Annotated in this window: 17 protein-coding genes; 10 read left to right on the top strand and 7 right to left on the bottom strand. The window is 69.6% G+C overall.

Translation table 11 applies throughout. The features are described from left to right. Positions 1–80 precede the first annotated feature (80 nt). On the top strand, positions 81–1,553 hold the full coding sequence (locus GF399_01195; GenBank protein ID MBD3398930.1) for a PQQ-binding-like beta-propeller repeat protein: 1,473 nt from the start codon (positions 81–83) through the stop codon (positions 1,551–1,553). A 280-nt stretch (positions 1,554–1,833) separates the two neighbouring features. Here the strand turns inward: GF399_01195 and GF399_01190 are convergent, their stop codons facing one another. After that, positions 1,834–2,811, bottom strand: coding sequence for an HD domain-containing protein (locus GF399_01190; protein ID MBD3398929.1), 978 nt, complete (start codon positions 2,809–2,811; stop codon positions 1,834–1,836). Positions 2,812–2,897: 86 nt separating this feature from the next. Between GF399_01190 and GF399_01185 the strand changes: the two genes are divergently transcribed. Continuing rightward, complete coding sequence (locus GF399_01185) at positions 2,898–3,488, top strand: hypothetical protein (protein MBD3398928.1); 591 nt, start codon at positions 2,898–2,900, stop codon at positions 3,486–3,488. Here the strand turns inward: GF399_01185 and mutS are convergent. From mutS to GF399_01160, 5 genes are all read right to left on the bottom strand, one after another. Continuing rightward, the gene (gene mutS, locus GF399_01180) at positions 3,470–6,100 is read right to left on the bottom strand and encodes a DNA mismatch repair protein MutS (GenBank protein MBD3398927.1); all 2,631 of its coding nucleotides are present in this window, start codon (positions 6,098–6,100) and stop codon (positions 3,470–3,472) included. The two genes, GF399_01185 and mutS, sit on opposite strands and share 19 nt — an antisense overlap. Before the next feature lie 243 nt (positions 6,101–6,343). Beyond that, positions 6,344–10,486, bottom strand: a complete 4,143-nt coding sequence (locus tag GF399_01175; GenBank protein ID MBD3398926.1) for an AAA family ATPase — start codon at positions 10,484–10,486, stop codon at positions 6,344–6,346. A gap of 12 nt (positions 10,487–10,498) precedes the next feature. After that, positions 10,499–12,490, bottom strand: coding sequence for a tetratricopeptide repeat protein (locus tag GF399_01170; GenBank protein ID MBD3398925.1), 1,992 nt, complete (start codon positions 12,488–12,490; stop codon positions 10,499–10,501). Between the two features lie 19 nt (positions 12,491–12,509). Next, on the bottom strand, positions 12,510–12,851 hold the full coding sequence (locus GF399_01165) for a cupin domain-containing protein (GenBank protein ID MBD3398924.1): 342 nt from the start codon (positions 12,849–12,851) through the stop codon (positions 12,510–12,512). A 307-nt stretch (positions 12,852–13,158) separates the two neighbouring features. After that, complete coding sequence (locus GF399_01160) at positions 13,159–13,692, bottom strand: DUF2062 domain-containing protein (protein MBD3398923.1); 534 nt, start codon at positions 13,690–13,692, stop codon at positions 13,159–13,161. A gap of 126 nt (positions 13,693–13,818) precedes the next feature. Between GF399_01160 and GF399_01155 the strand changes: the two genes are divergently transcribed. From GF399_01155 to GF399_01120, 8 genes are all read left to right on the top strand, one after another. Continuing rightward, a complete protein-coding gene (locus GF399_01155) occupies positions 13,819–15,987 on the top strand; it encodes a diguanylate cyclase (GenBank protein ID MBD3398922.1) in 2,169 nt (722 codons plus the stop codon). A gap of 30 nt (positions 15,988–16,017) precedes the next feature. Continuing rightward, a complete protein-coding gene (locus GF399_01150; GenBank protein ID MBD3398921.1) occupies positions 16,018–17,001 on the top strand; it encodes a hypothetical protein in 984 nt (327 codons plus the stop codon). 30 nt (positions 17,002–17,031) lie between these two features. Continuing rightward, complete coding sequence (locus tag GF399_01145; GenBank protein ID MBD3398920.1) at positions 17,032–17,541, top strand: hypothetical protein; 510 nt, start codon at positions 17,032–17,034, stop codon at positions 17,539–17,541. A gap of 1 nt (position 17,542) precedes the next feature. Beyond that, positions 17,543–18,796 carry a hypothetical protein gene (locus GF399_01140; protein MBD3398919.1) on the top strand — a complete coding sequence of 418 codons (1,254 nt, stop codon included), beginning with the start codon at positions 17,543–17,545 and terminating at the stop codon, positions 18,794–18,796. A 53-nt stretch (positions 18,797–18,849) separates the two neighbouring features. Continuing rightward, positions 18,850–20,418 (top strand): response regulator, encoded by a 1,569-nt coding sequence (locus tag GF399_01135; protein MBD3398918.1) that lies wholly within the window; start codon positions 18,850–18,852, stop codon positions 20,416–20,418. A gap of 13 nt (positions 20,419–20,431) precedes the next feature. After that, positions 20,432–21,835 carry a tRNA lysidine(34) synthetase TilS gene (gene tilS / locus GF399_01130; protein MBD3398917.1) on the top strand — a complete coding sequence of 468 codons (1,404 nt, stop codon included), beginning with the start codon at positions 20,432–20,434 and terminating at the stop codon, positions 21,833–21,835. Between the two features lie 75 nt (positions 21,836–21,910). Beyond that, a complete protein-coding gene (locus tag GF399_01125) occupies positions 21,911–22,744 on the top strand; it encodes a hypothetical protein (GenBank protein MBD3398916.1) in 834 nt (277 codons plus the stop codon). 342 nt (positions 22,745–23,086) lie between these two features. After that, positions 23,087–23,485: a hypothetical protein gene (locus tag GF399_01120; protein MBD3398915.1), complete on the top strand. Its 399-nt coding sequence runs from the start codon at positions 23,087–23,089 to the stop codon at positions 23,483–23,485. A gap of 168 nt (positions 23,486–23,653) precedes the next feature. Here the strand turns inward: GF399_01120 and GF399_01115 are convergent, their stop codons facing one another. After that, complete coding sequence (locus tag GF399_01115; GenBank protein ID MBD3398914.1) at positions 23,654–24,478, bottom strand: GNAT family N-acetyltransferase; 825 nt, start codon at positions 24,476–24,478, stop codon at positions 23,654–23,656. Position 24,479: the final 1 nt, after the last annotated feature.

Raw genomic sequence — 24,479 nt, 5'->3', positions numbered from 1 at the left:
CCCGCCGCGGCCCTGCAACCAAACCCGACCCCACGGCGTAGATAAACAACGTCCCTTCCACCAAGCCCCGGAGGTTTCCGATGGATAAACCGCGCTGGTTGATGTTGGTTGTCCCGGCCGTGCTGACTACCGTCGTCGCTATCGCCGCCGACGACTACCTGGAACAGAGCATGCCCGATATTACGCAGCAGAGTGCGCTGGGTGAGTACAACTACGGTGACCCCGATGTACCCCAGGCGGCCGCGGAGACGGTCCTTGCCGGTGACGAGCTGGCTATCGTCGTGGAGAGCTTCGAGACGGACCTCGACGGTGAGGGCTGGCGGCTCGCCGTTCCCGGCGGCCGGCCTCTGGCCACCCCGGCGGTTGGCGACGGGCTGGTCTACGTCGGCGGCGGTTTCGGCTCCTACGAGTTCTACGCCTTCGACGCCGACGACGGCGCGGCGGCCTGGATGTTCAAGTCCGGCGACGATGGTCCCACCGCTGCCGTCTTCGATCAGGGCCGGGTGGCCTTCAATACCGAAAGCTGCATCCTCTACGTTCTCGACGCCGCCAGCGGCCAGATGGTCTGGGGCGAATGGCTGGGCGACCCGCTGATGGCCCAGCCGGCGATCACCGGCAAGCGGATCGTGATGACCTATCCGGGTCAGGGCGGTCATCGGATAACCGCCCGCGAGCTGGAGAGCGGCCGCAAGATCTGGGACGTCCCCATCATCGGAGAGGTGCTCAGTGCCCCGATCATCGACGACGACTCCGTCTACTTCACCTGCCTCGAGGGCACGGTCTACCGCCTGGATTTGGCGACCGGGGCCGAGATCTTCAGCGAACAATTGCTGGCCACCAGCGCCCCCTGGATCGCCGACGGCGAGATCTACGTCAGCCAGCGCGAGGAAGGCGACGAGGAGGACGAGTACGGTACGCTCGCCTACGAGGGCCTGGCCCGCCTCGACGACAAGACCGGTACCCGCACCAATGAAGAACTGTGGCAGCGACGTAAGGCCGATTACCTGCGCCACGCCTACAACGCCGAACAGGCCTACCACGAAGAACAAGCGGCGGCCGACTCCTCTGTCGGTTTCGCCGCCGCCCCGGAGACGGCCCAACTGCACCAGGCCGCCGGCAACGTGGGTCTGTCCAGCGTCTCCGGCGTCTGGGCCTACCAGGGATCGCGGCCCGTGGTCCGCGGGGACCGCTCCTGGGCCTCTCAGGGCGACGCCGTCATCTGCACCGACATCGACTCCGGCGAGGTGCTCTTCGAGTATTTTTACGAGCCGGAGGGCGAACGCCTGGGCGGCCGGATGCTCACTCCGCCCTCCTTCGCCGACGACAAGCTCGTCATCGGCACCGAAGACGGCTACGTGATCTGCCTCGACGCCGACGACGGCGAGCTGTTGTGGCGGGTCGAGATCGGCGAGCCCGTGCGCTTCCAGCCCGCCCTGTGGGACGGCTGGGTTTACGTGGGCACCGACTACGGCACCCTGGTGGGCTTCGACACCGGCGACGACGACCTGACCGACTGGGCGATGTGGGGCGGCAACGCCGAACACAACGGCTAGACGCCCGTCGCGTCCGAGTTGTTATCCAGTACGCCAACCGGGAGGGCCTGAGCCCTCCCGGTTGGCTATTGCGCGAGCCGCGGAGACCCCGGAAAAGGGAATGCGCGAGAGTTGATAAGGCTCGCCGCCTCCGTCGGAACTGGCACGGTTTTTGCATCTCAGCGGCCGTTACGGCTGACGCTAACGGTCCGCCTCCGCAAAAACCGTGCCAGTTCCGACGGTCCCGCGCCGTGTCGTTAGAGACGCGGCGGCGGTTCCTTTTCCGGGGTCTCGGCGGCGCTCAGTCGTCGCCGCCTTTCCACAGCGGGGCCCGTCCCAGCTCCCAGGCGGGCTCGGTCCAGTTGCCGGGTCCGGCCTGGGCGACGTAGCGGCGGAAGATGGCCAGCTTGGCGTCGATGTTGTCCAGGTAGTGCAGCAGGACGGCCTCCCGGGTCTTGGGTGTGGTGACGGCGCCGTACTCCCGCTCGCCGTGGTGGGAGAGGATCAGATGGACGAGCTGCATGGTCTTGTCGTTTTCGAGCTCGGCGGTCGTGGCGGCCTCCTCGATCATCCGCGCCCCCTGATAGAGGTGTCCCATCAGGCGTCCGGCGTCGGTATAGTCGTAGGGTGGACCGTCGTCCAGTTCGACGAGCTTGCCGATGTCGTGGAGCAGGGCGCCGGCCAGCAGCAGGTCGGCGTCGAGTTCCGGGTACTTGTCGGCGTAATAACGGGCGTCCCGGGCGACGAAGACCATGTGTTCGAGCAGGCCGCCGCGGTAGGCCTGGTGGATGGTCCGCGCCGCGGGGGCGCGGCGCAGTTGTTCCTCGTGCGCGGTCAGCAGCTCGCGGACGACCTCGCGCAGGGCCTCTTCGGCGATCGATTCCACCAGTTCGAGAGCCTCTCGCCAGAGGGCGTCGATGTCGTAGGGCGTCGAGGGTACGAGGCGGGACTCGTCGAATCCCAGTTCCCGATCGGCATCGCGTACCGGCCGGGCCTCGCGGATGACGAGCTGCATCCCGTATGTCGGGTTGTTCTCGACCACGCCGCGCAGGGCGATGAAGACGGTTTCCGGATCGCGCAGGGTCTCGTAGGCGCTGTGGTCGGCGAAGACCACGCCGGTGACCGCCGCCGTGGCGTCGGCCAGGGTGAGATGGAGGAAGGGATCGCCGCGTTTGGTCATCTTGACTGTGCGTTGCTTGATCAACAGAAAGCCCTGGAAGGATTGGGGTTCCTCCGCGGCGCGGCGCAGCACCTCGCTCAGGTCTTCGAGTTCCAGCATGGCTTCCTTTCGGCAACCCGGGGTCTGTTCGGCTATAATGGTTAAACGGTCCAACGGCGAAACAGCCGCAACACGGGAGACAAAGCATGAAGCGTTGGTTGGTAATTGTTGTTGCAGCCGTCCTGTTGACCGCGGCGGCCTGCGATCTATCGCAGTACGTCCCGCCGCCGCCCCACAGTCTGGGCTGGGCCCGCGACAGGGCCGAGGATGTCCGCGACGCCGAGCTGTCCGAGGGCGAGCTCCAGGTGATCTACGGCTGTCGCCTCGATGACGAGGGTCGGATCGTCTCCCACGAGGACTCCTGCTTCACCTTCCACTTCGGCGACGGTTACGCGGGTCTGTTGGTCCGGGTGGACTACGACGGCACGACCTTCAGCCAGGCGGCCCCGGCCTCACCGGAGTGGGAGACGGTGCCGCGTTACGAGGACGCCGAGTCCTGGATCAACGCCGGAGACGCCGCGGCGCTGGACGAAGGTCTCAACGAGGAGGACATCGACGTCCGCCTGCTGACGGTGACCGCCGACTTCAACGACCAGAGCGCGGGCGTCGACAACTACGCCCTGCTGTGGTACTACGCCGAGGATGAGTACGGCGGGCTGGAGAAGACGGCGGAGATCTGGCTGGACGCCGACACCGACGACGTGCTGCAGGTGGATGTCTACCCGCCGGCGGGCTGATTTCCTTCATCGTCGCCGCCGTCGGCCTCCAGGCGACCGCGCCACTGGGCCAGCAGGTTGAGGGCGGCCAGGGGCGTCAGGGCGTCGGGGTTCGCCGAGCGCAGCTCGGCCGCCAACCAGGCGTAGTCGGGTTCGTTGTCGACGGGCGCGGCCGGCGCCAGGGTCAACTGGGCCGTCGGCGCGCCGAGGCGGTCCTTCTCGAACTGGCGCAGCAGGGCCCGGGCCCGCCGGACTACGCCCCGGGGCAGTCCGGCCAGGCGGGCGACGTGGACGCCGTAGCTGGTGCGGGCGGCGCCGGGTTCGACACGGTGCAGGAAGCGTACCTCGCCGCCGTCCTCGCTGACCGCCAACTGCATGTTGAAGGCCCGGGGCAGCTCCTCGACCAGGCGGGTCAGCTCGTGGTAGTGAGTGGCGAAGACGGTCCGCGCACCGAGACCCCCGGCGTTGTGGATGTGCTCGGCCACGGCCCAGGCGATGGCCACCCCGTCGGAGGTGCTGGTGCCCCGGCCGACCTCGTCGAGGAGCAGCAGGCTGCGCGGCGTGGCGCAGTTGACGATCCGCGCCGTCTCCGTCATCTCGACCATGAAGGTCGACAGGCCGCGGGCGATATCGTCGGCGGCGCCCACACGGGTGTAGACGGCGTCGACCAGCCCCAGACGCATCCGTCGGGCCGGAACGAAGGAGCCGACCTGGGCCAGCACCACGGCCAAACCGAGCTGGCGGATGTAGGTCGACTTACCGGCCATGTTGGGGCCGGTGAGCAGCATGATCTGCCGCTCGTCGGCGTCCAGGCGGCAGTCGTTGGGGACGAAGGGCCCGGCGGTATGGCGCTCGACGAGGGGATGCCGGCCCTCCTCGATCTCCAGCACCAGACCCTCGTCGATCTCGGGGCGGCACCAACCCAGCTCGGCGGCCGTCGCCGCCAGGGAGGTGATGACGTCGAGACGGGCCAGGGCGCCGGCCAGCTCGCCCAGGGGGCCGGCCCAGCCGGCGACCTCCTCGAGCAGGCGGCGGAAGATCCGCCCCTCGAGACCGGCCAGCCGTTCCCGGCTGCGGGTGATGACCGCCTCCTTCTCCTTGAGCTCCGGGGTGATGAAGCGTTCGGCGGCCACCAGGGTCTGCTTGCGGATGTAGTGCTCGGGAACCTCGTCGGAGCGGGAGCGCGGGATCTCGAGATAGTAACCGAAGACTTTGTTGAAGCCCACCTTGAGGCTGTCGACGCCCGAGCGTTCGCGCTCGGTTTGCTGTAGATTGCGGATCCACTCCTCGGCCTCGTCGAGTTCGTCGAGGGCCCGATCGAAGGCCTCGTCGTAACCCCGGGCGATCACCGCCCCGGAACCCAGCCGCCCCGGCTCCTCGACCAGGCCGCGCTCCAGCAGGGCGCGCAGAGCCGTCAGTTCCTCCAGCCCGGCGCCGAGTTCGGACCAGTGGGCGCCCTCGCGCCGCCCCAGCCACTCCGTCAGCTCCGGCGCCCGGCGCAGGTTCTCCCGGATCAGCACCAGATCCCGGGCTCCGGCCCGCCGGTGGGCCGCCCGGCCCACGGCGCGTTCCAGATCGCCCGTCCCGCTCAGGGCCGCGACGAGGCGCTTGCGGGCCCGGGCATCCTCGGCCAGTTCGGCCACGGCGGCCTGGCGGGTCATGATCGGCTCGAGGCGGGCCAGGGGCGCCACCAGCCAGCGGTGCAGCAAGCGGCGGCCCATCGGCGTCGCGCTGTGATCCAGCAGGGCCAGCAGGCTGCGCTTGGACGAGGCGCGGTCGCCGGCCGAGCTGACCAGCTCCAGGGTGTCGATCGTCGAGCGGTCGAGCAGCAACTTCGAGACGCCGTGCAGGGGACGCGGCGGCCGCAGGGCGACCGGCTCGCCGAGCTGGGTTTCCTCGAGATAGGCCAGCACGGCCCCGGCGGCCCCCAAGGCGGCGCCGAACCCGGCGGCTCCGTAGCCCTCGAGGGAGCCGACCCCGTAGTGCTCCCGCAGACGGCGCTCGGCGTCGGCGCGGCTGAAATCCCCCGCGGGCCGCAGGGTCACGGCGGCGGAATCCAGCTCATCGCGCAGGAAGCCGGCGGCCTCGCTGAGCAGGAACTCCCGCGGCCGCCGGCGGGCCAGCTCCCCCAGCAGGGTGCGGCGGGCCTCGCCGCCGGCGTAATCCGCCAGCAGCAGTTCCCCCGTCGACAACTCGCACAACGCCAGGCCGAAGCCCCGTCGATCGGCATGAACGGCGGCCAGATAGTTGGCCCCGCCGTCGGGCAGCAGCTCCTCCTCGAAGAGGGTGCCCTGAGTATAGAGCCGCACCACGCCGCGCTCAACGAGACCCTTGGCCTGGGCCGGATCCTCGAGCTGCTCGGCCAGGGCCACCTTGTAGCCCCGGCGCAGCAGACGGGGCAGGTAGGTATCCAAGGCCTTGATCGGAATGCCCGCCAGGGGGACGGCGTCTTCCCGGCCCTTGTCCCGGCTGGTCAGGGTGATCGAGAGCGCCTCGGCCACAGTGACCGCGTCGTCGCCGAAGGTCTCGTAGAAATCGCCCATCCGGAACAGCAGCAGGTAGCCCGGGTAGCGCTCCTTGAAGGAACGGTACTGGCGCATCATCGGTGTGTCGTTGGGGTCTTTGGCTGCCATCGGTTTCTCTGGTTTGGCCGGGTTGACCTATTCGCACAACCGCCGGGAACCTTTGAAAAACAGCGCTCTACGCCCGCGCCGCTGCGGCGCTCCGGGGCGCCGGAACCGGCACGGTTTTTGCATCTCGGCGCCCGTTGGAGCGTCGGCCACGCTGCGCCTCCGCAAAAACCGTGCCGGTTCCGGCGCCGGGCGTATCCGACGCCGCGCGCCGGGCCGGCGTCGTTTTTCAAAGGTTCCCGGCGTTCAGCCGCGGCGCAGGGCGTTGTAGGTTTCGCTGCGCTGGAGGCGTCGCTGGAGTTCGGCGTCGGGCAGGCGGCGGCGGAAGTCTTCGAGGGAACGCAGGGCTTGGCCGAAGAACTCGCCGCGGGCGTCGGCGTCGCCGTCGCGTCCGGCGAGCAGACCGGCGAAGAACTGCAACTGCCAGCCGACGATCGCGGGCGGTTCGCGGGTCAGGGCGCTGTCGATGAGCTCCCGGGCGGCGGCGAGTTCACCGTCGAGGACCAGGCCGGCGGCGGCGTCCTTGGCGGCCAGGGCGCGGTGGACGACGGCGTCGGCGCCTTCGGCCAGCTCGCGGTAGCGTTGGAGCTCGGTTTCCCGGGCGGGTTTGTGTTCGATCAGGGTCACTAGCACCCGGGCCCGACGGTAATCGAGTTCCAGTTCGAGTCTGGGGGCCGGCGGCCAGGCGGTTTCGGCGAGCAGGCGCTTTCCGGCCCGGCTGTTGCCGGCGCTCAGGTGATCGAGGGCCAGGGCCAGGCGGCGTTCGAGGGAGTCGGGGTCGGCGTCGAGGGTCCGGCGGTGCTCCCGGGCGGCGGTGTCGAAGAGGTAGAGCAGGCGGTATAGTTCGCCGCTCAGCAAGGCGGCTTCGGCGGCTTCCAGTTCCCCGAGGCTTTCGTCGAACTCGGCGAGTCTTCCTTGATGTAACAGCGAGTGGGCGTGGCCGCGTCGGGCGGCGGCGATCAGCTCTTCGTCGGCGACCTCGCGGGCGCCGAGGAGGGCCTGGTCGTAGGCATTGTTGGCGGTGCGCCAGTCACCCTGCAGGGCGGCCAAGCGGCCCTCGAGCAGGGCGCAGCGGGTGGCGCCGAAACGGTCGCGCAGGCCGCGGCGCTTGACGCTCACCTCTTCGAGGATCTCTCGGGCGACGGCGATCCGGCCCAGGTCGGCGCTGACGGCGGCGCGGCGCTCCCGGGCGTCGAGGCGTTTGACGGGCAGTTCGAGGCGGGTGAAGGTAGCCTCGGCCTCGGTCAGGCAGTCGAGGGCCCGGCGGCGCTCCCCGGCGGCGGCGTAGAAATCGGCCAGGGCGCTCAGGGTCTCGGCGACGGGCTGGACCTGCAGCAGGGCGCGCTCGCGCTCGAGGGCCTGTTCGAGGGCCGCGCGGGCCTCGTCGACGGCGCCGCGGGCGGCGTGGGCGTCGGCGGCCAGGCGGACGGCCTCGACGATCAGGGCCACATGGCTCTGCTGCCGGGCCCAGGCTTCGGCGCGCCGGAGAAATTCCAGAGCCTCGGCGGTTTCATCAGCCCCGAGGAGCAGTCGACCGAGGCGGACGGCGGCCCGGGCGCCCTCGGGGGTGGGCGCTTCGGCGGCCCGACCCAGATGTTCGCGGGCCGCCTCGGCGTCGCCGCGCAGTTTGGCGGCCTCACCGAGTAGATAGGACCGGCGCGGTGGATCGAGCTCGGGTTCCAGGGCGGCGGCGCGGGCGACCCAGCGCTCGATCATCTCGGGATCGCCGACGGCGAGTTGGAGCTCGGCGCGATCGAGGGCCAACTCGGCGGCCTGGCGCTGCTCGGCTTCCTCGGCCTCCTCGAGCAGGTTGTCGTAGAGCCGGTCGGCCTCGGGGTAGTTGCGGGCGTGGGTGTGGATGGCGGCCAGCTTGGCGATCAGGCGGCGGGTGTCGCGGCGGTTGGTGGCGGCGGCGACGGCTTCGCGGAGGTAGCGGCGGGCGGCGGTGAAGGAGCCGACGGCGGCGGCGCGCTCTCCGGCGAGCTCCAGCGCCGTGACCCGCTCACCGGGATCGCCGCAGTTCATGAAGTGGGCGACGGCCTGGGCGACGACGCCGCGGTGCTGGCGCTGGTAGAAACGGGCGGCGCGAAAGTGCAGCTCCCGGCGACGGCGAGGTTCCAGGGCGGTGTAGGCGGCCTGCCAGACGGCGCGGCCGCGGAAGGCGTACTCGCCGCCGCTGCGCTCCAGCAGGCGGCTGGATTCGAGCCGGCGGCGCAGCTCGCTGACCCCGTCGGTGACGGCGGCCAGGTCCCCGGCGCCGAAGCGGGGCCCCAGGACGGAGACCAGTTGCGGCGCCTCGCCGTCGGGCTCCAGACGCAGCAGCTCCTGCCCCAGGCGCTCCAGGGACAGCCGAGCGCCCAGGGCCGGATCGGCTCCGGCGGCGGCCAGGGCGGCCAGGTGGGACAGCTTGCCCGGTACCAGCTCCCGTCGCGGCAGGCGCTCGATGAAAGGCCCGGGACGCCCGGCGGCGTCGGCGAACAGGTCGGCGGCTTCGTCGGGTTCGAGGGGCTGGAGTTCGGCGTACTGGGCGCTCAGCTCCTCCGGGGCCCGGCGGCAGCAGAGGATCACCGCCAGGGGCAGACCGGCCGCGCTCAACGAACGCACCAGTTGCAGGCTGCCGGCGTCGAGCCAGTCGGCGTCGTCGATGACCAGGGCCAGGGGTCGGCCCTCGCGGGCGCGCAGGGCGGCCAGCAGCAGCTCGCCGGCCATCTGACCCTTCTGGCGCGGGCTCAAGCCCCACAGCGGTTCGGAGAGCTCGCCGCCGGTGAAGCGGCTGATGAACTCGCCCAGGCGCGGGGCCGCCTCGCCGAGGGCCTCGCGCAGGGCCCGGTTGGCCGCCGTGCTGGCCGGGGGGCCCCAGATGGCCAGCAGGGTCCGCCGCCACAGGCTGTAGGGATCGTAGGCCCACCAGGATTGGCAACGGAACAGGTGGGCGTCGCCCAGCTCGGCGAACAGGTCGCGCAGCTCGCGGCAGGCCCGGCTCTTACCCGCTCCGGGGCCGCCGGTGACCACGCCGACGATGGAGCCGCCGCGGCGCAACTCCTCCAGCCAGGCGTCCGTTTTCTCCAGCAGCTCGCCGCAGCCCAACAGGGGCCGGCCGGCCTCCTCGCGCTCGGCGGCGGCGCGCAGCACGGCCAGGGGGCGATCGGCGACTTCGAGGCTGCGGACGATTTCGAATTCCGGCTCGACCTCGTCCCGGCTGGCGGGATGACAGACCAGCTCCCCGGTCGGGGCCAGCAGGGCCTCACCGCAGGCCGAACGCAAGGCCCTCCCCGCCGGAGCCGCCGCCGAGGAGCGGGGACCCCGCAGGTAATGATCGCAGAGTTCGCCGACCTCGATGGCCCCGCCGCGATCGTCGGTCTCGGCCAGCACGGCCAGGGCCGCCGCACCGGCGGCGCGGACGTCGGGGAAGGCGTAGGCGCTGCAGAGTCCGTCGGGGTGCGGTACCAACCCCCAGAGCTCGCCGTCCCAGTTGGCGCAGAGTTCGGCCTCGACGCGCAGGCGCTCCTCGAGGGCGGCGCCGCGGTTGGCCGATTCGCCCGGTGGCGGCCAGGCCAGGGCCAGGACGGCCTCGGCGGTCAGCGGTCGCCGTCCGCTGAAGCGGGCGCCCAGGGGCTCGAGTTGCCAGGGGGCCAGCCAGGGCCGGGCGCGCTCCATCCCCGCCGCCGCCTGGGCCAGGCGGTCGAGGAGATGCTCGGGCGGCACGGGGGCCTGGTCTTCGACGAGGGCCTTGTTGACCCGACGGCCGGAGAGGATGGTTCCCAACAGGGGACCGCCGGAGCCCTCGACGACCTGGAAGCGCTCGGCGACCACCTCGGCCATCGTCGTCGACAGGCGGATCGTCCCCGGCTCGGCGGCCGCGGTCAGGGTCAGGGCCGCGCCGACGGCTCCACCGACGGGCACGGTCAGCTTGCGCTCCAGGGCGGCGCAGACCACCAGACCACCCCGCCCCGCCGTCAAGGCCTGGCGCAGGCCGGGGAGCTCGAGCTCGGCCATCTCGCTGGCCGTCTGGCAGGCGCGAAAATAATTGGCCTGGGTGCTGGAGCCCGAGGCGGTGACTCCGGGGAAGAAGGCCAGGAAGGTCCCCGCGCCCCAGGCCAACAGCCGGCCGTTGTACTCCTCGAGGGCCGCCAGCAGCACCTCGGCGGCCCGCCGGTGGGTCGGGTGGTCCTGGGCGCCGACATCGCCGGCCAGCACCGTTCCGGGCAGCAAAAAGCCCCCGCCCTCGAGGACCCCGCGCAGAGGCCAGGCCAGGGCCAGGGTGTGGTGGCGGCGTTCGAGAACGCCCAGCTCCCGCTGCAGGGCGTCGATGCGCTCGGCGTCGCTGACGGCGTAGCGCACCAGCCCCGGGGGCAGAAAGCGTTCCAGATCGCGCCGCAGCTCATCCACCTCGACGTCCCCCTAGCGCAGCGCTTCCAACCAGGAGAGGGCCACATTGTGCTCGGCGGTCCAGGGCCGGGTCTCCAGGAAGCGTTCCAACAGCTCGACGGCGCGCGCCGGACGCTCCAGCTCCTTGGCGTAGAGATGGCCCAGATAGAACAGCAGGCGCGGATTGTCCGGCCGGTAGACCAACCCGCGCTCCAGGGTGTCGGCGGCGCCTTCGTAATCGGCCAGGGCCAACTGGTAGATGGCGAAGTTAATGTTGGCGTTGGGGTTACCCGGAACCAGCTCCACGGCCCGGGCCAGGTAGCGGCCGGCATCGTCGAGGTACTGGCGCTCACCGTTCTGGACCTTCTCCAGGTAGATCCCGCCCAGGTTGATCATCGCCTTGGGGTCCGGGTAGAGAGAGAGGGCCTGCCGGAAGTTATTACGGGCCTCGGTGATCATCCCCCGGCGCAGGTTGGCGATCCCCAGGTTGGTGTAGACGGCGTAGAGCTTGGGGTTGGCCCGGGCGGCGCGCTCGAACTCCTCGGCGGCGAACTGGTAGGCGCCCTGCTCGAGGTAGATCGTGCCCCGGTTGTTGGCCAGGGCGGCGTCGTTGCCCTGGAGCTCGATCCCCAACCAGCTCAGGGGGATGTTGGTCACCACCAACAGCGGCACCACCAGGGCCAGGGTTTTTACCAACACCCTGCCGCCCCGCCGCGAGCGCCGGACCAGCTCCCGCGCCCCCCAGACCGCCGCCGGCAGAGCGACGACGACGAAGGGCAATCGGTAACGCGAGGTGATGAAGAAGACGACGATCGACAGGGCGTAAACCAACAGGAACAGCCACAGCGCGCCCATCCGTCGCCGCTGTTCGCGCCCCCAGACGAAGGCCGCCAGGGCCAGGGTGAACAGCACGCCGAAGAACCATGACGGCGTCTCCCAGCCCAGGATGACGTGGATGTTGGCCACCTGCATGATCTCGTGGCGGTGGGCGAAGAGGAAGGCCTTGGTGCCCAGCAGCCCCAACCAGCGACCCGGGTTGTCGGCGATCCACTCCCCGGCCCGCGCACTCCACCAGCGCGAGGCCTCGCCGTAGGTCAACTGCTCGCCCAGCCGGCCCTCGACGTAGGACAGTCCGCCGGGGTCGTGCTTGACATCGATCCAGGAGGGGTTGACGTACTCGCCGGTGGCCAGCTCGTTGTTGCCGATGTAGAAGTTGATGCCGCCGTTGGCCGTCACCGGGACGAACTCGCCGCCCTCGACGGCGTTATGGATGGTCGCCGGCGCGACGAAGAGCAGCGTCCCGGCGGCCAGCAGCACGACGCGCTTGAAGCCCCGCCGCCGCTCCGTTTTCCAGCGCCCGCCCAGACCGGAGCCGACGCCGTCCTCCCCCGGTTTCTTCCAGAAACTGAAGAAGACCCAGAGCGCCAGCACCGGGGCGAAGAGCAGGATGTTGGCCCGGCCCAGGGCGTAGCAGCCCAGGCAGGCCCCGGCGCCCAGCCAGTGGTACCAGCGGTCCCCCTGCTGCCCACGCAGCACCAGGTAGAGCGCCAGGGCGGTCAGGAAGACCAGCAGCACGCTCATCAGCAGGGCCGCGTCGTAGAAGAACAGCGCCGGGTAGAGGGCCGCCGCCAGGCCGGCGGCGAAGCCCAGCTTCCGACCGAACAGCCGGTTGCCGATCCCGGAAACCAGCAGGGCCGTCGCCGCGCCGATGAGCGCCCCCACCAGCCGCGCCGCCAGCAGGCTGTGACCGAAAACCCCGAAGATCAGGGTCAGGAAGTAAGCGTACAGCGGCCCCATGTAGTAGGAGCCGTTGAGGTAATGCTCCGCCTGGCCCTGGTACTCCCCGGAAACGATCGTCCAGGCCCAATCGTCGTAGACCTGGGAATCCATCACCGGTTCGGTGAAGAACTCGCTGGGCGCCAGGGCGCCCAACAGCAGCAGCCGGGGCAGCAGCGCCGCCGCCACGATGATCACCTTGGGCCAGGGGCTGTCCCAGAACCCGCCGGTTCGTTGTTTACGCGCCATGGACACCTCGAAGCGTTGGCTAATCGTGATGGGGGATCAGGCAGAGAAAGCGCAGAGCCTCGGCTCCCGTGTTGGCGAAATGGTGGGGTTCGTCGGGGGCCACCAAGACCACCGTTCCCGGACCGATCGGCTGCGCGCCGTCGTCACCGTGAATCTCGCCGCCGCCGGCGAGGACGAAGACCTCGTGCTCCCAGGGGTGGGAGTGGTGGGGCGTCCGGCCGCCCGGCGCCACCTCGAATTCGCGCATGGCGAAGTTGGGCGCCCCCATGGCCCTGGTCACCAGCCAGCGCACGCCCACGCCGACGGCGCCCGCGGTCTGGACCTCCTCACGCTCGATCGTCCGGTGATCGTGTACCAGCATTTCGCGCCTCCCTTTCGTGAGCGTCGGATTGGTTCGCGTACGCCCGGTCACGCAACCTCACCAGTTTACCACCACAGGGCGACGGAGTGAAAGACCGCCGGCGCGCGGCGGTGTGGAGGCCAACGCTCGCTTACGGACATTGACCCCGCGAACGACCTCGACGGCCCGTCTTTCGACCTCGCCCCCCGAGCCGGCACGGTTTTTGCAGCTCGGCGGCCGTCGGAGCGACGGCGACGGTTCGCCTCCGCAAAAACCGTGCCGGCTCGGGGGGCTGGCGTGGCTGGCGTCCGTCGAGGTCGTTCGCGGTTCAGCAGCCGTCGTTCTCTCCGGCTGCTTCTTCGGCGGCGCGGCGGGCCTCCTCGACGAGCAGTCTGCGGCGCATCCGCAGGTGGAGGAGCTTGGCGACGAGGATGGTCAGGTAGTAGACGCTGAAGCCGACGGCGACGCTGAGCAGGCCGGCACCGATCATCCAGGGCAGGGCGGCCTCGCCGAGGAAGCCGCCCAGGGACTGGAAGACGCTCTCGACGCTGGTGAAGTCCAGCCGGGTCTCGATGATCGTGCCGGTGATCCAGCCGCCGATCTCGATCTCCAGCCAGAACCAGAAGGGCAGGGTCAGGGGATTGCCGACCTGGGTGGCGGCCAGGGCGGCCAGGCGGTTGGCCGGGGTGATCGAGGACAGCAGGACGGCCAGCACGGCGTGGAAGCCGACCAGGGGGGTGACCGAGATCGCGGCGCCCAGGGCCAGGCCGAGGGCGATCTCCCGGGGGTCCCGGTTGCCCAGCAGCCAGTCCTTGATGCGGGTGAAGAAGCGCTTGACGGCGCCCATGGTTCGACCGTCCATTGTTGTCGAGACGGGGCTCGCGTGGGTTTGCCCAACGGCAAAACCCTACCACGGCGCCCGCCGCCGGTCAAGACGGCGGTCGAGCAACCCCTGGTCTGCGACGGTCGCTCGTGGTAAGCTAGGGACGTGGCTGCGAGCGACGACTTCAGTATCGCCGGCTCGTTCACCGAGCTGATGAAGCTGTCGCGGAACTCCGACGACATCGTCGAGGTCTTCCGCGCCGTTTTGGAGCACCTGACCCGGATCACGGCCTGCCGCCGTCCGCGTCTGGTCTGGTATCCGCGCTACTGCCCGTTGTTCGACAAGCGTCCCGTGGGCAGCCCGGGCAAGGACGCCGAGTTGAGCTATCTCGAACTGCCCGGGGCGGGGGATGGCAACGAGGCCCGCAGCCCCGTTTTCTCCCTGCCCCTGCACCACCGCGGTCAGCTCTACGGTCGGTTGGAGATCTTCGGTCTCGAACCGCCGCACAAGCTGGGCGAACACGACTTCCAGGCCTGCGGCGGCTTCGTCGAGCTGCTGACCGGGATCATCAACGACAAGCTCTCCCAGCTCGACACCCTGACCGGGCTTTACAGTCAGGACGAGCTGGAACGCCGCTTCGGTGAAGCCGCCGAGCGCTTCGGCCGCTACGGCGTGGTGATGCTGGACCTCGATCACTTCAAATCGGTCAACGACACCTACGGCCACGCCGTGGGCGACCGCGCCCTGCGCAGCGCCGCCGCGGTTCTGCGCCGCTCGGCGGGGGACGGCGACTTCGCCGTGCGCCGGGGCGGCGAGGAGATGGTCCTGATCCTGGTCGACGCCGACCTGGCCAAAAGCGCCCGCATCGCCGAGAAGGTCCGGCGCGAGCTGGCCGCCGAGACCGTTCCCGTGCCCGAGAAGGGCATCAGCTTCCGGGTCACCGCCAGCCTGGGCGTCGGGCTCTATCCGGAGGACGGCGCCGACGGGGCCGCCGTCCTCCACGCCGCGGACAAGGCGGTTTACGCCGCCAAGAACGCCGGGCGCAACCGGGTCTATCTGGCGGGGCGCACACCGCGACCCCTGAGGCGTCCCGAACCCGTCAAGCCCCGTCGCCGCAGGACCGAGCCCCGCTCCGGCGCCGCCGCGCCCGCAACTTTGTCCGCCGAGGCCGACGTCGAGTTGACCCTGGTCGACAACCCGCCGCCGCCGCGCCGGATCGAGCGTCGCCACGCTCCGCAGCGACCGCCCCGGCCGAACGAGGAGACCGTCGGCGATCGGGAGGAGCTCCAGCTCCTGCGTCGGCGACTGGCGGGGCTGACCACTTTGCGGGCCTGGGACCTGAGCGCCAGGCCGAGCCTGGGGCTCCAGCGCCTGCATCCCTACTACGTCGACGAACACCGCGGCGATCTCTTCATCATCGAGTACAACCAGAACCGGGTCCACCGCCTGCCGCTGCGGACCTATCTGGAAACCCTCAAGCGCGAGAGCGCTTCCCGCCGCCGGGCGCCGCTGATCTGCTTCGGCGATCACCGGGGCGAGGGCGCCCTCTCCGGCCCCAGCGCCGTGGCCGTCGACGACGACGGCGGCGTCTGGATCGCCGACACCCACAACTCGACGATCAAGCAGTACGATCCTGACGGCAGCTACCTGTACAACAGCCGGGGCAAGATCGGCGACGCCCCGGGCAGCCTCAACCGGCCCCAGGACGTCGTTCATCACGGCGGGTTCCTGCTGGTCGCCGACACCCTCAACCACCGGCTCCAGGGCTGGGGCCCCTCGGGGCGCTGGGACCTGGAGATCGGCGTCCGCCCGGCCCGGGGGGCGGCCCTGGCCCAGCCGACGCGCCTGGCCGTCGGACCCGACGGCCGGCTGTACGTCATCGACCTCTCTGCCAACCGGATCATCATCTACAGCTTCGCCGGCGACTACCTGGGTGAACTCGACGTCTACGGCAACGGTCCGGGCCAACTGCGCACCCCGACGGACCTGACGGTCACCCGGGAGGGCGTGTTGGTGGTGGCCGAGGGCGGCGACAACAACCGGCTGCAGTTCTTCGACGCCACCCGGCCGGTCCGCCGCGGAGCAGGTTCCGACAACCTCTACGGCGGCAACCCCGCCGCCGCCGCTCCGGCCCTGGAGCACCTGGGAACCATCGACCTGCGGGCGGTGCGTCGCCGGGGCGAGCGCTTGGAGCTGGTGGCGCCTTCGCACCTCGGTGAGCCCGACGTCGAGACCCTGCGACCCTGGTCCGTGGCCGGGAGCAGCGTCGAGGAGCTCTACCTCGTCGATCAGAACTCCAACCACCTGCTGGGTCTCCAGCCCTTCGCCGACTGAGCCGCTTTACCGCACCGGCTCCAATCTGCTATGCTACCGGGCGTGAGTTCCGACCCCTCCCCAGCCTGGAGAGAAGCGATGTTCCGCAGCAAGCCATTTATCGTATTCGCCGCGGCGACGGCCCTGCTCGCCGCCGGCTGCGCCGGCAACGTCGAACCCCGCCTGGCCTACGTCGCCTCCCGGGGCGTCTCCGACGAGGTCTACCTCTTCGATCGGACGCAGGAGACGACCGAACAGCTGACCTTCACCGGGGGCGACAAGACCTCGCCGGCCTTTTCCAGCGACGGCGAGTGGGTTTTCTTCGCCTCGGACGCCGACGGCGACTGGGACATCTACCGCGTCCCCGTCGACGGCGGCGAGGTCGAGAAGCTGACGCACAATCTGATCGACGACCGCTTTCCGGCCCCGGTAAGCTGGAACGAGGGCGTCGTCTACCTGGCCTACGACTCCGACGGCCCGGTGCTGCGCGTCCTGACCGAGCCGGGCGTTTCTCCGTCCCTGGACGTCAACACCGAGCTGTACAACGGTGTCGTCGACGCCCGCTGGGACCAGCGGGGCAACTTCCTCGCCCTGACCGTCGACGCCGAGCTCCATCCCGGCGAGGCCGTCTCCTCGGGCCGGGACATCTGGCGCTACGACCACGGTGTCAAGCTGTTCGACGGCCTCGTCGAGGACCACGCCGACAACATCCAACCCTCCTGGAGCCACGACGCCCGCTGGTTGGTCTTCGCCTCCAACCGCGGCGGCGTCATCCATCCCGACTCCCCGGAGGGACTGGGCGATTACGACCTGTTCCTCTATAACGTCGACAACAGCGGACTGCGCCGGCTGACCGACGAGCCCGGCGACGAGCTGTTCCCGATCGTCGAAACCGACAACGAGAGCGTTCTTTTCTATGCCGAACTCGAGGCCGGTCCGGGTATCTACCGCCGGCTGGGCACCTCGGCCGCGGGCCGGATCGAGCTGCTGGCGCCCGTCGAGGGCGAGCTGCGCGGACTGGCGGTCTTTCCCTGAGGCGACGCCGGAATGAGGTTTCCCCAAAGCATGAAGCAGCGGTCGGCAGCGCCGGTACTGCTCATCGCGGCCCTGGCCGCCGCGACCGCCGCGACGCCCCCGACCACCGACGCGGAACCGCCCGCCCCCGTCGAATACCTGCAAGCCCTCGAAGAGGCCGGGCTGACGGTCACCAGCGATCCCGCCGAGCCCCGACGCCTGTACGTCGATTACGCCGGCCGGCGCAGTGACTGGCGGATCACCGTCTATCTGGACGAGGGTCGGCTGTTCCTGAGCGCCCTGCTGGTGGAGCTGCCGGCCCCGGCCGACGGCGAAACCCCGCCCCTGCTGGGCGCTGCCCTGGCCCGCCGGGCCCTGGAGCGCAGCTTCGCCCTGGCGGGCTACAAGTACGCCCTGCACCCCGACGGCCGCCGCTTGTACCTGGCCCTGGACCTGCCCGTCGTCGTCGAGCCCGCCGGTCTGGTCGGCCACCTCAGCGAGCTGGCGGCGACCTGCGAGCGCGAGGCCGGATTGCTGTTGGAGACCCCCCCGGGCGATTGAGATGGTTCTACGGCGGATCACCCTGTACTTCATCCTGCTCTTCGTCCTCGTCGGCGTCGGGTTGTTCGTCTACTCCAACCTGTTGATCAACCGCCTCGAGGACGAGTACCGCAGCGTCGCCCTGGCCTACGCCGACGTCTCGTCGGCCATCCTCTCGGCCACCGAGGTCCCCCAGGGGCTGCTCGACGAGATCGTCGAGAGCCTGCGCGGGATGCTGGACTTTCCCGCCGTCGTCACCACCGTCGACGGCCGGATCGTCACCTCGCGCAACATGCCCGGCGGACTCAAACCCGTCGACAGCGATTCCCGCCTGGAGATCCTGCGCATCGCCAAGGAGATGGACGAGGCCAACGAACCGGTCAGCCTGGTCCAGCGCAAGACCCACCGAGCCACCGGCGAAGTCTTCGAGCGCGAGCTGTTCCGCCTGCACTACCGCCTGCCCGACTTCATCCGCTCCCTGGCCTGGGTGCCCGGCGTGGGCATCGGCTTCATCATCCTCTTCGGCGGGCTGGGGCTGTACGCCAACCACCGCTTCCGTCTGTCCCAGCAGCAGGCCATCTGGGTCGGTCTGGCCAAGGAGACGGCCCACCAGCTCGGCACGCCGGTTTCCAGTTTGCTGGGCTGGCTGGAGCTGCTCAAGGACGACCCGGCCAGCCTGCCCGACGTTTTGCCCGAGCTGGCCTCGGACATCGGCCGGCTGGAGGCCATCGTCAACCGCTTCGCCGTGGTCGGCTCGGCCCCGGAGCTGGAGCCGTTGAACCCGCGGCCCGTGGTCGAAGAGGCCGTCGAATACTGCCGGAAACGGATCAGCCTGGCCAACGTCGCCCTGAAGACGCGGCTGGAGGACACGCCGCCGGTGCCCCTCAACCCGATCCTCTTCGGCTGGGTGCTGGAGAACCTGATCCGCAACGCTGCCGAGGCCGGCGCCCGCACCCGCGAGGCCCGGGAGCGCCGCGTCGAGCAGGCCCTGGATCCCGGCGTCAGCACCCCGGTGGGCTCCATCGAGGTCACCCTCGAACGCCGGGGCGACCTGGTCGTGATCAAGATCGCCGACGACGGCCCGGGGATGACCCGCCACATGCGGCGTCACGCCTTCGACGCCGGCAAGAGCTCCAAGCACCGCGGCTGGGGCCTGGGCTTGACCCTGGCCAAGCGGATCATCAGCGACTACCACCACGGGCGGATCAGTGTCGATTCCCGCCTCGGCGAAGGCACCACCTTCACCATCGAGCTCGCCCCGGCCGGACAGATTTGAAACCGGCGGGCCGTCCGTAACGTTAACCGGGGGATCCTGGAAGAGAGCCGCCGATGAAGAAGCAGATCCTCTGGGTCGATGACGAGATCGAGCTGCTGCGCTCCCAGGTGCTGTACCTCAAGCGCCGGGGCTACGAGGTGGCCGGGGTCACCAACGGCGACGACGCCCTGCGCGCCGTGCTGGAGCAGCACTTCGACCTCGTCCTCCTCGACGAGCAGATGATGGGCCTGACCGGCACCGAGACCCTGGCCGAACTCAAGCGCATCCGCCCCGAGCTCCCCGTGGTGATGGTCACCAAGGGGGAGCAGGAGGAGCTGATGAACGAGGCTTACGGCCTGGCGGCCGACGACTTCGTCGTCAAGCCGGTCAAGCCCAGCCAGCTGGTCAGCGTGCTCAAGCGCATCCTCGAGGCCCGGGCCCTGGAGGCCCAAAGCCTGGTCCAGCGCTACATGACCGAGCTGCGCCAGCTCGACAGCTCCCGGGACGAGCTGGCCGACCCCGACGACTGGCTGGAGCGCTACGTCAGCCTGGTCAAGTGGGATATCGCCCTGGAGAGCGCCCGGGACCGCGACCTCTACGACCTGCACCACCAACTGCTGCGCGAGGACGACGCCCACTTCGCCCGCTTCGTCATCGACAACTACCGCGACTGGATCGCCGACGAGGGCGGCCGGCCCCTGCTGGCCCCGGACATCCTGCCCCGGGTGGTCTTCCCCTTCCTGGGCCAGAAACGGCCGGTGTACTTCATCGTCATCGACGCCATGCGCTACGACGCCTGGCTGCTGTTCCGGCGCTTCCTGGAGGCCGACTGGCTGATCGACGACTTCCCCTACTTCTCGATCATCCCCACCAGCACCAACTACGCCCGCAACGCCATCTTCTCCGGCCTCTTCCCGGCCCAGATCGCCGAGCGGTATCCCGACTGGTGGATCGAGCGTTCCGAAGAGGACGCCAGCCTGAACAAGTTCGAGGCCGAGCTGATGCGGGCCTGCCTGGAGCGCCACGGCGTCCAGCCGCCCCGACGGCCGCGCTACAAGAAGGCCCGCGGCACCAGCGCCGACGCCGATATCGCCGAGCTGTTCCGCGGCTGGCGTGATCCCACCCTCTACGCCCTGGTGATCAACTTCGTCGACGTGCTGACTCACGAGCGGGCCTACTTCGACGTCCTGAGCGAGATGAGCAACACGCCGCAGAGCTTCCGCAGCGTGGCCGCCTCGTGGTTCGCCCACTCGAAGCTGCTGGCCGGGCTCAAGGAGCTGGCCCGCCGCGACTGCACCGTGGTCATCACCACCGATCACGGCAGCATCCAGACCCGCCGGGCCGTGATCGCCTACTGTGACAAGCGCACCAGCAAGGGCCTGCGGTTGTGGTTCGGCCAGAACCTGCGCTACGAGGGCGAGGGCGCCCTGCTGATCGACCGTCCGGGCGAATGGCGCCTGCCCGCCGAGCGCATCGGCAAGAACTACCTGATCGCCCTCGAGGACTACAACTTCGTCTACTCCTACCGTCAGCACGAGCAGCGACGCTACTACGCCGGCGCCTTCCAGCACGGCGGCGTCTCGATGCCCGAGATGATCATCCCCTGCGCCGTGATGCACCCCAAAGCCCCGACCCGTAAATAGCAGCAGGAGGTCGATGACCCCCCCCGCCCGTCAGACAGGGACTCCACCCGAGGAAACCTTTGCTCCCCTGGCCCAGGCCTTGACCGACTCGGCGCCGCCGCCGGGTACGCCGGTGCTGGTGGCCGTTTCCGGCGGCGCCGACTCCACCGCCCTGCTGCGCGCCCTGGTCGAGGCCGAACTGGACCTCGAGTTGGCCGTGGCCCACTTCGATCACCGGCTGCGCTCCGACTCGACCACCGACGCCTCCCGGGTTCTCGAGCTCTGCGATGAGCTGGGCGTCAAGAGCTACCTGCGGCGCTGGAAGGATGCCGACCGCTCCGGCGGCGAGGCCGCCGCCCGCGAGGCCCGCTACACCTTCCTGCGCGAGCTGTGCCGCGGCGAGGGCTTCCGGCGTATCACCCTCGGGCACACCCTCGAGGACCAGGTCGAGACCCTGATCGTCAACCTGACCCGGGGGGCGGGTCTGGACGGCCTGGCCGGGATGGTCGTCGACGACGGCGAGCTCTGGCGGCCTTTCCTCAACCTGCGCCACCGCCGCCTGCGGGCCTACCTGCGCAGCCGGGGGGTGGGCTGGATCGAGGACCCCTCCAACCGGGACAAAGCCATCGCCCGCAACCTGATCCGTCACCAGGTCCTGCCGCTGCTGGCCCAGGTCAATCCGGAGGTGCTGCACAACATCGCCCGGGCCTCGGGCATCCTGGCGCGCCAGCGAGACTTCCTGCGCCGCCGCGGCGACGAACTCGCCGCCGAGACCTACCTGGGCACCGGCCCCTGGGGTGAGGTCTACGGCATCCAGCGCCTGATCGAGATCCACGAGGCCCTGCTGTTCGAGACGCTGCGCGCCGTCTGGGCCGCCGTCGTCGGCTGGCGCGGCCACCTGACCAGCGCCCACCTGGTCGAGATGGCCGATCTCGTCCGCGGCGCTAACGAGCAGGCCGCCGTCGATCTGCCCAAGAGCCTGCGCCTGCGCCGCAGTTGGCACAAGATCTGCCTGGGGCCGAAGCGGCTGCCCAAACCGCCGGCGCCCCTGGAACTGGACGATCCCGGCCGCTGGGAGTGGGGTTCATACCTGGTCGAGCTGTCGAACAAACCCATGACGGGCTCTCTGGGTCACCTGAGCGTCGAAACCGCCGATCTGCCTCTGACGCTGCGCAGCCGGATCGACGGCGACGCCCTGCGCCTGTCCGGCGTCGGCACCAAAAAGCTGAAAAAGATCCTCTCCGAAAGCCGGGTGCCGGCCTGGGAGCGCGAGCACGTCCCCGTGATCGCCGACGCCGCCGGACCGTTATGGGTGCCGGGGCTGGCCCGGGACGAGCGGGCCCGGGAGACCGGCGCCCTGACCCTGTCCGTGGTCGACCAGGCCGCGGGTCCGCCGCCGCTGGAGACCGAACCCGAAGGCCCGGAAGGACGATATTAGCAACCTTGCAATCCACCCCGCCGCTGGGGTAAGATAACGCATTCGTTTTTGCTAAATCGCCTCGGAGGTGTTCACGTGTCCAAGCGCCGCCTGCTGTTCGTCGCCGTGATCCTGCTGCTGGTGCTGCCAACGGGGGCCTTCGCCGCCGTCGACGGTACACCGGAGTTCTCCTTCGGCGGCTTCTTGACCGCCATCCTGATGGGTCTGGTGACCTTCTTCACCCCCTGCGTGCTGCCGCTGATCCCGGCCTACATCAGCTACATGACCGGCCTCTCCCTGGGCCAGCTCAAGGGCGAGGAGCTGGACGCCCTGCCCCCCGAGGAGAAGAAGAAGCGCAAGCGGGCCAACCTGCGCAAGATGTTCTTCAACGCCCTGTTCTTCTTCCTCGGCATCCTGGTGGTCTACATCCTGCTGGGCGCGGTCTTCGGCCTGATCGGCGTCAACATGGCGCCGGGCAGCCCCTTCCGCCGGATCTTCTTCATGGTGCTGGGGCACATCGTCGTCCTCTTCGGCCTGCACATGACCGGCTTCGTCAACATCCCCGTGCTCAACTATATCGGCGGCGGCGGCAGCTTCAAAGGTAAGAGCGGCACCCTGGTGGGCAGCTTCCTGATGGGTCTGACCTTCGCTTTCGCCTTCAGCGCCTGCACCAGCGGCTTTCTGGGTGGGATCATCGGTATGGCCCTGCAGGCCAACGTCTGGGGGGCGGTGATCCTGCTGGCCGCCTTCGGCATCGGCATCGGCATTCCCTTCATCCTGACGGCCCTGGCCATCGACGCCGCCCTGAACTTCTTCGAGAAGGTCAAGAAGCATATGAAGGTCGTCGAGATCATCGGCGGTCTGCTACTGGTGGCCCTGGGCGTACTGATGATCCTGGACAAGATCCAGGTCGTGCTGAGCTTCGGCTAGGGCGATCGACGGGTTATTGTTGCAGCGGGTCGGCGCGGGCCGACCCGTTGTCGTTTTTTAACCATTGTCGCCGCTGCGCCGGGCCGTCACGGTTTTTGCAACGCCGCCGGACCCGTCCGGTCCGGCGGCGCAAAAACACGCGCCGGCCCTCGTCGGTGCCGGATCGAGCACGGGCGACCGGAGGCGGTCGCCCGTGCGGGAAGCAGCGGCATGGGTCGGGGTAAATCTAGGGGATCATCACGGAAGGTGAACATCAGCTATTGCAGTTGGGTTCTTCCCGTGGTGTGAACGGGTCTGTCATCCCGCCACTGACGAGGGGGCAATGTGACGGGGAAGAGCGGGTTGCGGGAGCGGCGCGTCAACCGTCCCAGCTGCAACTACCGCTGCGCCGACGGGCGGTATCGGCGCAAGCGTTGCGGCAAATTGTTCAAGCGTCGTCCCCGGGGCGTCGCAACGCGCCGGCGCCGCGCCGCCGCTCGCCAGGCCGCGCTGGACATGATCGTCTATTCCGACGACTGGAAGGCCAATAAGAAACTGTCGCTCAACGGCTTTCACCATAAACGCATCAACCATGACAAGACCTTGGTCAACGGCAAGGTGCATATCAACGGCCTCGAGACTTCCGGGACCACGCCAAGCGCCGCCAAAAAGCCTACCACGACGGCTTCAAGCGTAACGGCAGACTCTTTATCCGTGAAAGGTCGTTCAGCTTCAACCATCGAGACGCCGAAAACGCGCTAAACCACCTCGGGAGCAGACTTCGCGCTTGGTCATAATCAGGTGATAATCCCAAATCTAGTTTCCTCCTCGGCGGGGAGCGGGAGGGGGTTAAATGGGCGGACGGTTGGACGCGGGGCGGGTCCTCAGACCCGCCCGTTTCATTGCTCGCCGGCCCGGCGGGCGTCGTCGTCAGTCCAGCGGCGGGCGGCGGTTGATAGTGTACATCGGCGTCAGCTTGACCTGCTCCCAGCCCAGGGAGAGGGGGATGGCCACGCTGCCGACGTTGTCGGCGCCGGTCTCCCAATAGGGTGTCAGGCCCTCGGCGGCGACGGCGGCGGCCAGGGCGACGGCGGCGGCCCGACCCAGACCCCGCCGGCGGAAGCCGGGGTGGGTGACCACGGCCAACTCGGCGTAGGCGTCGTCGGCGGCGAAGACAGCGGCCGCGGCCCGGGGACGGCCGTCCGCCAGGGTGACCCGGGCCCGGCCCGCAGTGATCAAGCCGGCGGCCGAGCCGTGGTACTTCCACAGCCAGGGTTGGCCGAATTCGACCAGCTCCGCCTCGTCGCCGGGCTCCAACGGTCGCACGGGGTGTTCCGGGGTGGGGTAGGGGGCGGCGCCGACGAAACCGACCCGGGTCCAGGCCTGGACCTCGGCGAAACGGGCGCGCAACAGGGGGGTCCAGACGGCGGGGGTGTAGCAGAAGCCCCGCCAATCGGCCCCGGGCAGGGCGCCCAACGCCGCCGGCTCCCCCGCCGGCGCGGTGATCCGCGAGCGGGCCGGAACCTCGCAGGACAGGCGGATGTCGACCTCGACCTGATCCTGCAGCCGACCGGGATCCACCGGACTGCCGAAAGGATCGCCCCCCAGGCAGAGTTCGTCGCCCCAGAGCACAGCGGCCCAGCAGTCGCCGCAGCGCAGCTCGCCCCGACGGCTCAGCAAGTGGGCCCGGGGGACCTGTTGACCCGGTTCGGCGGGGAAGAAGCGCAGGGCGCTTCGGTAATCGTCGCTGGTCATC

The sequence above is a fragment of the Candidatus Coatesbacteria bacterium genome (genome assembly GCA_014728225.1).
In the GTDB taxonomy this organism is placed as follows: Bacteria; RBG-13-66-14; RBG-13-66-14; order RBG-13-66-14; family RBG-13-66-14; genus WJLX01.
The sequence above is the reverse complement of the archived record's forward strand: the minus strand, read 5'-3'. Positions and strand labels throughout refer to the sequence as shown.

Coding starts and splice junctions, on each gene's coding strand:
- GF399_01195 (MBD3398930.1), top strand. CDS start 81: ATGGATAAACCGCGCTGGTTGATGTTGGTTGTCCCGGCCGTGCTGACT.
- GF399_01190 (MBD3398929.1), bottom strand. CDS start 2,811: ATGCTGGAACTCGAAGACCTGAGCGAGGTGCTGCGCCGCGCCGCGGAG.
- GF399_01185 (MBD3398928.1), top strand. CDS start 2,898: ATGAAGCGTTGGTTGGTAATTGTTGTTGCAGCCGTCCTGTTGACCGCG.
- mutS (MBD3398927.1), bottom strand. CDS start 6,100: ATGGCAGCCAAAGACCCCAACGACACACCGATGATGCGCCAGTACCGT.
- GF399_01170 (MBD3398925.1), bottom strand. CDS start 12,490: ATGGCGCGTAAACAACGAACCGGCGGGTTCTGGGACAGCCCCTGGCCC.
- GF399_01165 (MBD3398924.1), bottom strand. CDS start 12,851: ATGCTGGTACACGATCACCGGACGATCGAGCGTGAGGAGGTCCAGACC.
- GF399_01160 (MBD3398923.1), bottom strand. CDS start 13,692: ATGGACGGTCGAACCATGGGCGCCGTCAAGCGCTTCTTCACCCGCATC.
- GF399_01150 (MBD3398921.1), top strand. CDS start 16,018: ATGCTACCGGGCGTGAGTTCCGACCCCTCCCCAGCCTGGAGAGAAGCG.
- GF399_01145 (MBD3398920.1), top strand. CDS start 17,032: ATGAAGCAGCGGTCGGCAGCGCCGGTACTGCTCATCGCGGCCCTGGCC.
- GF399_01140 (MBD3398919.1), top strand. CDS start 17,543: ATGGTTCTACGGCGGATCACCCTGTACTTCATCCTGCTCTTCGTCCTC.
- GF399_01135 (MBD3398918.1), top strand. CDS start 18,850: ATGAAGAAGCAGATCCTCTGGGTCGATGACGAGATCGAGCTGCTGCGC.
- tilS (MBD3398917.1), top strand. CDS start 20,432: ATGACCCCCCCCGCCCGTCAGACAGGGACTCCACCCGAGGAAACCTTT.
- GF399_01115 (MBD3398914.1), bottom strand. CDS start 24,478: ATGACCAGCGACGATTACCGAAGCGCCCTGCGCTTCTTCCCCGCCGAA.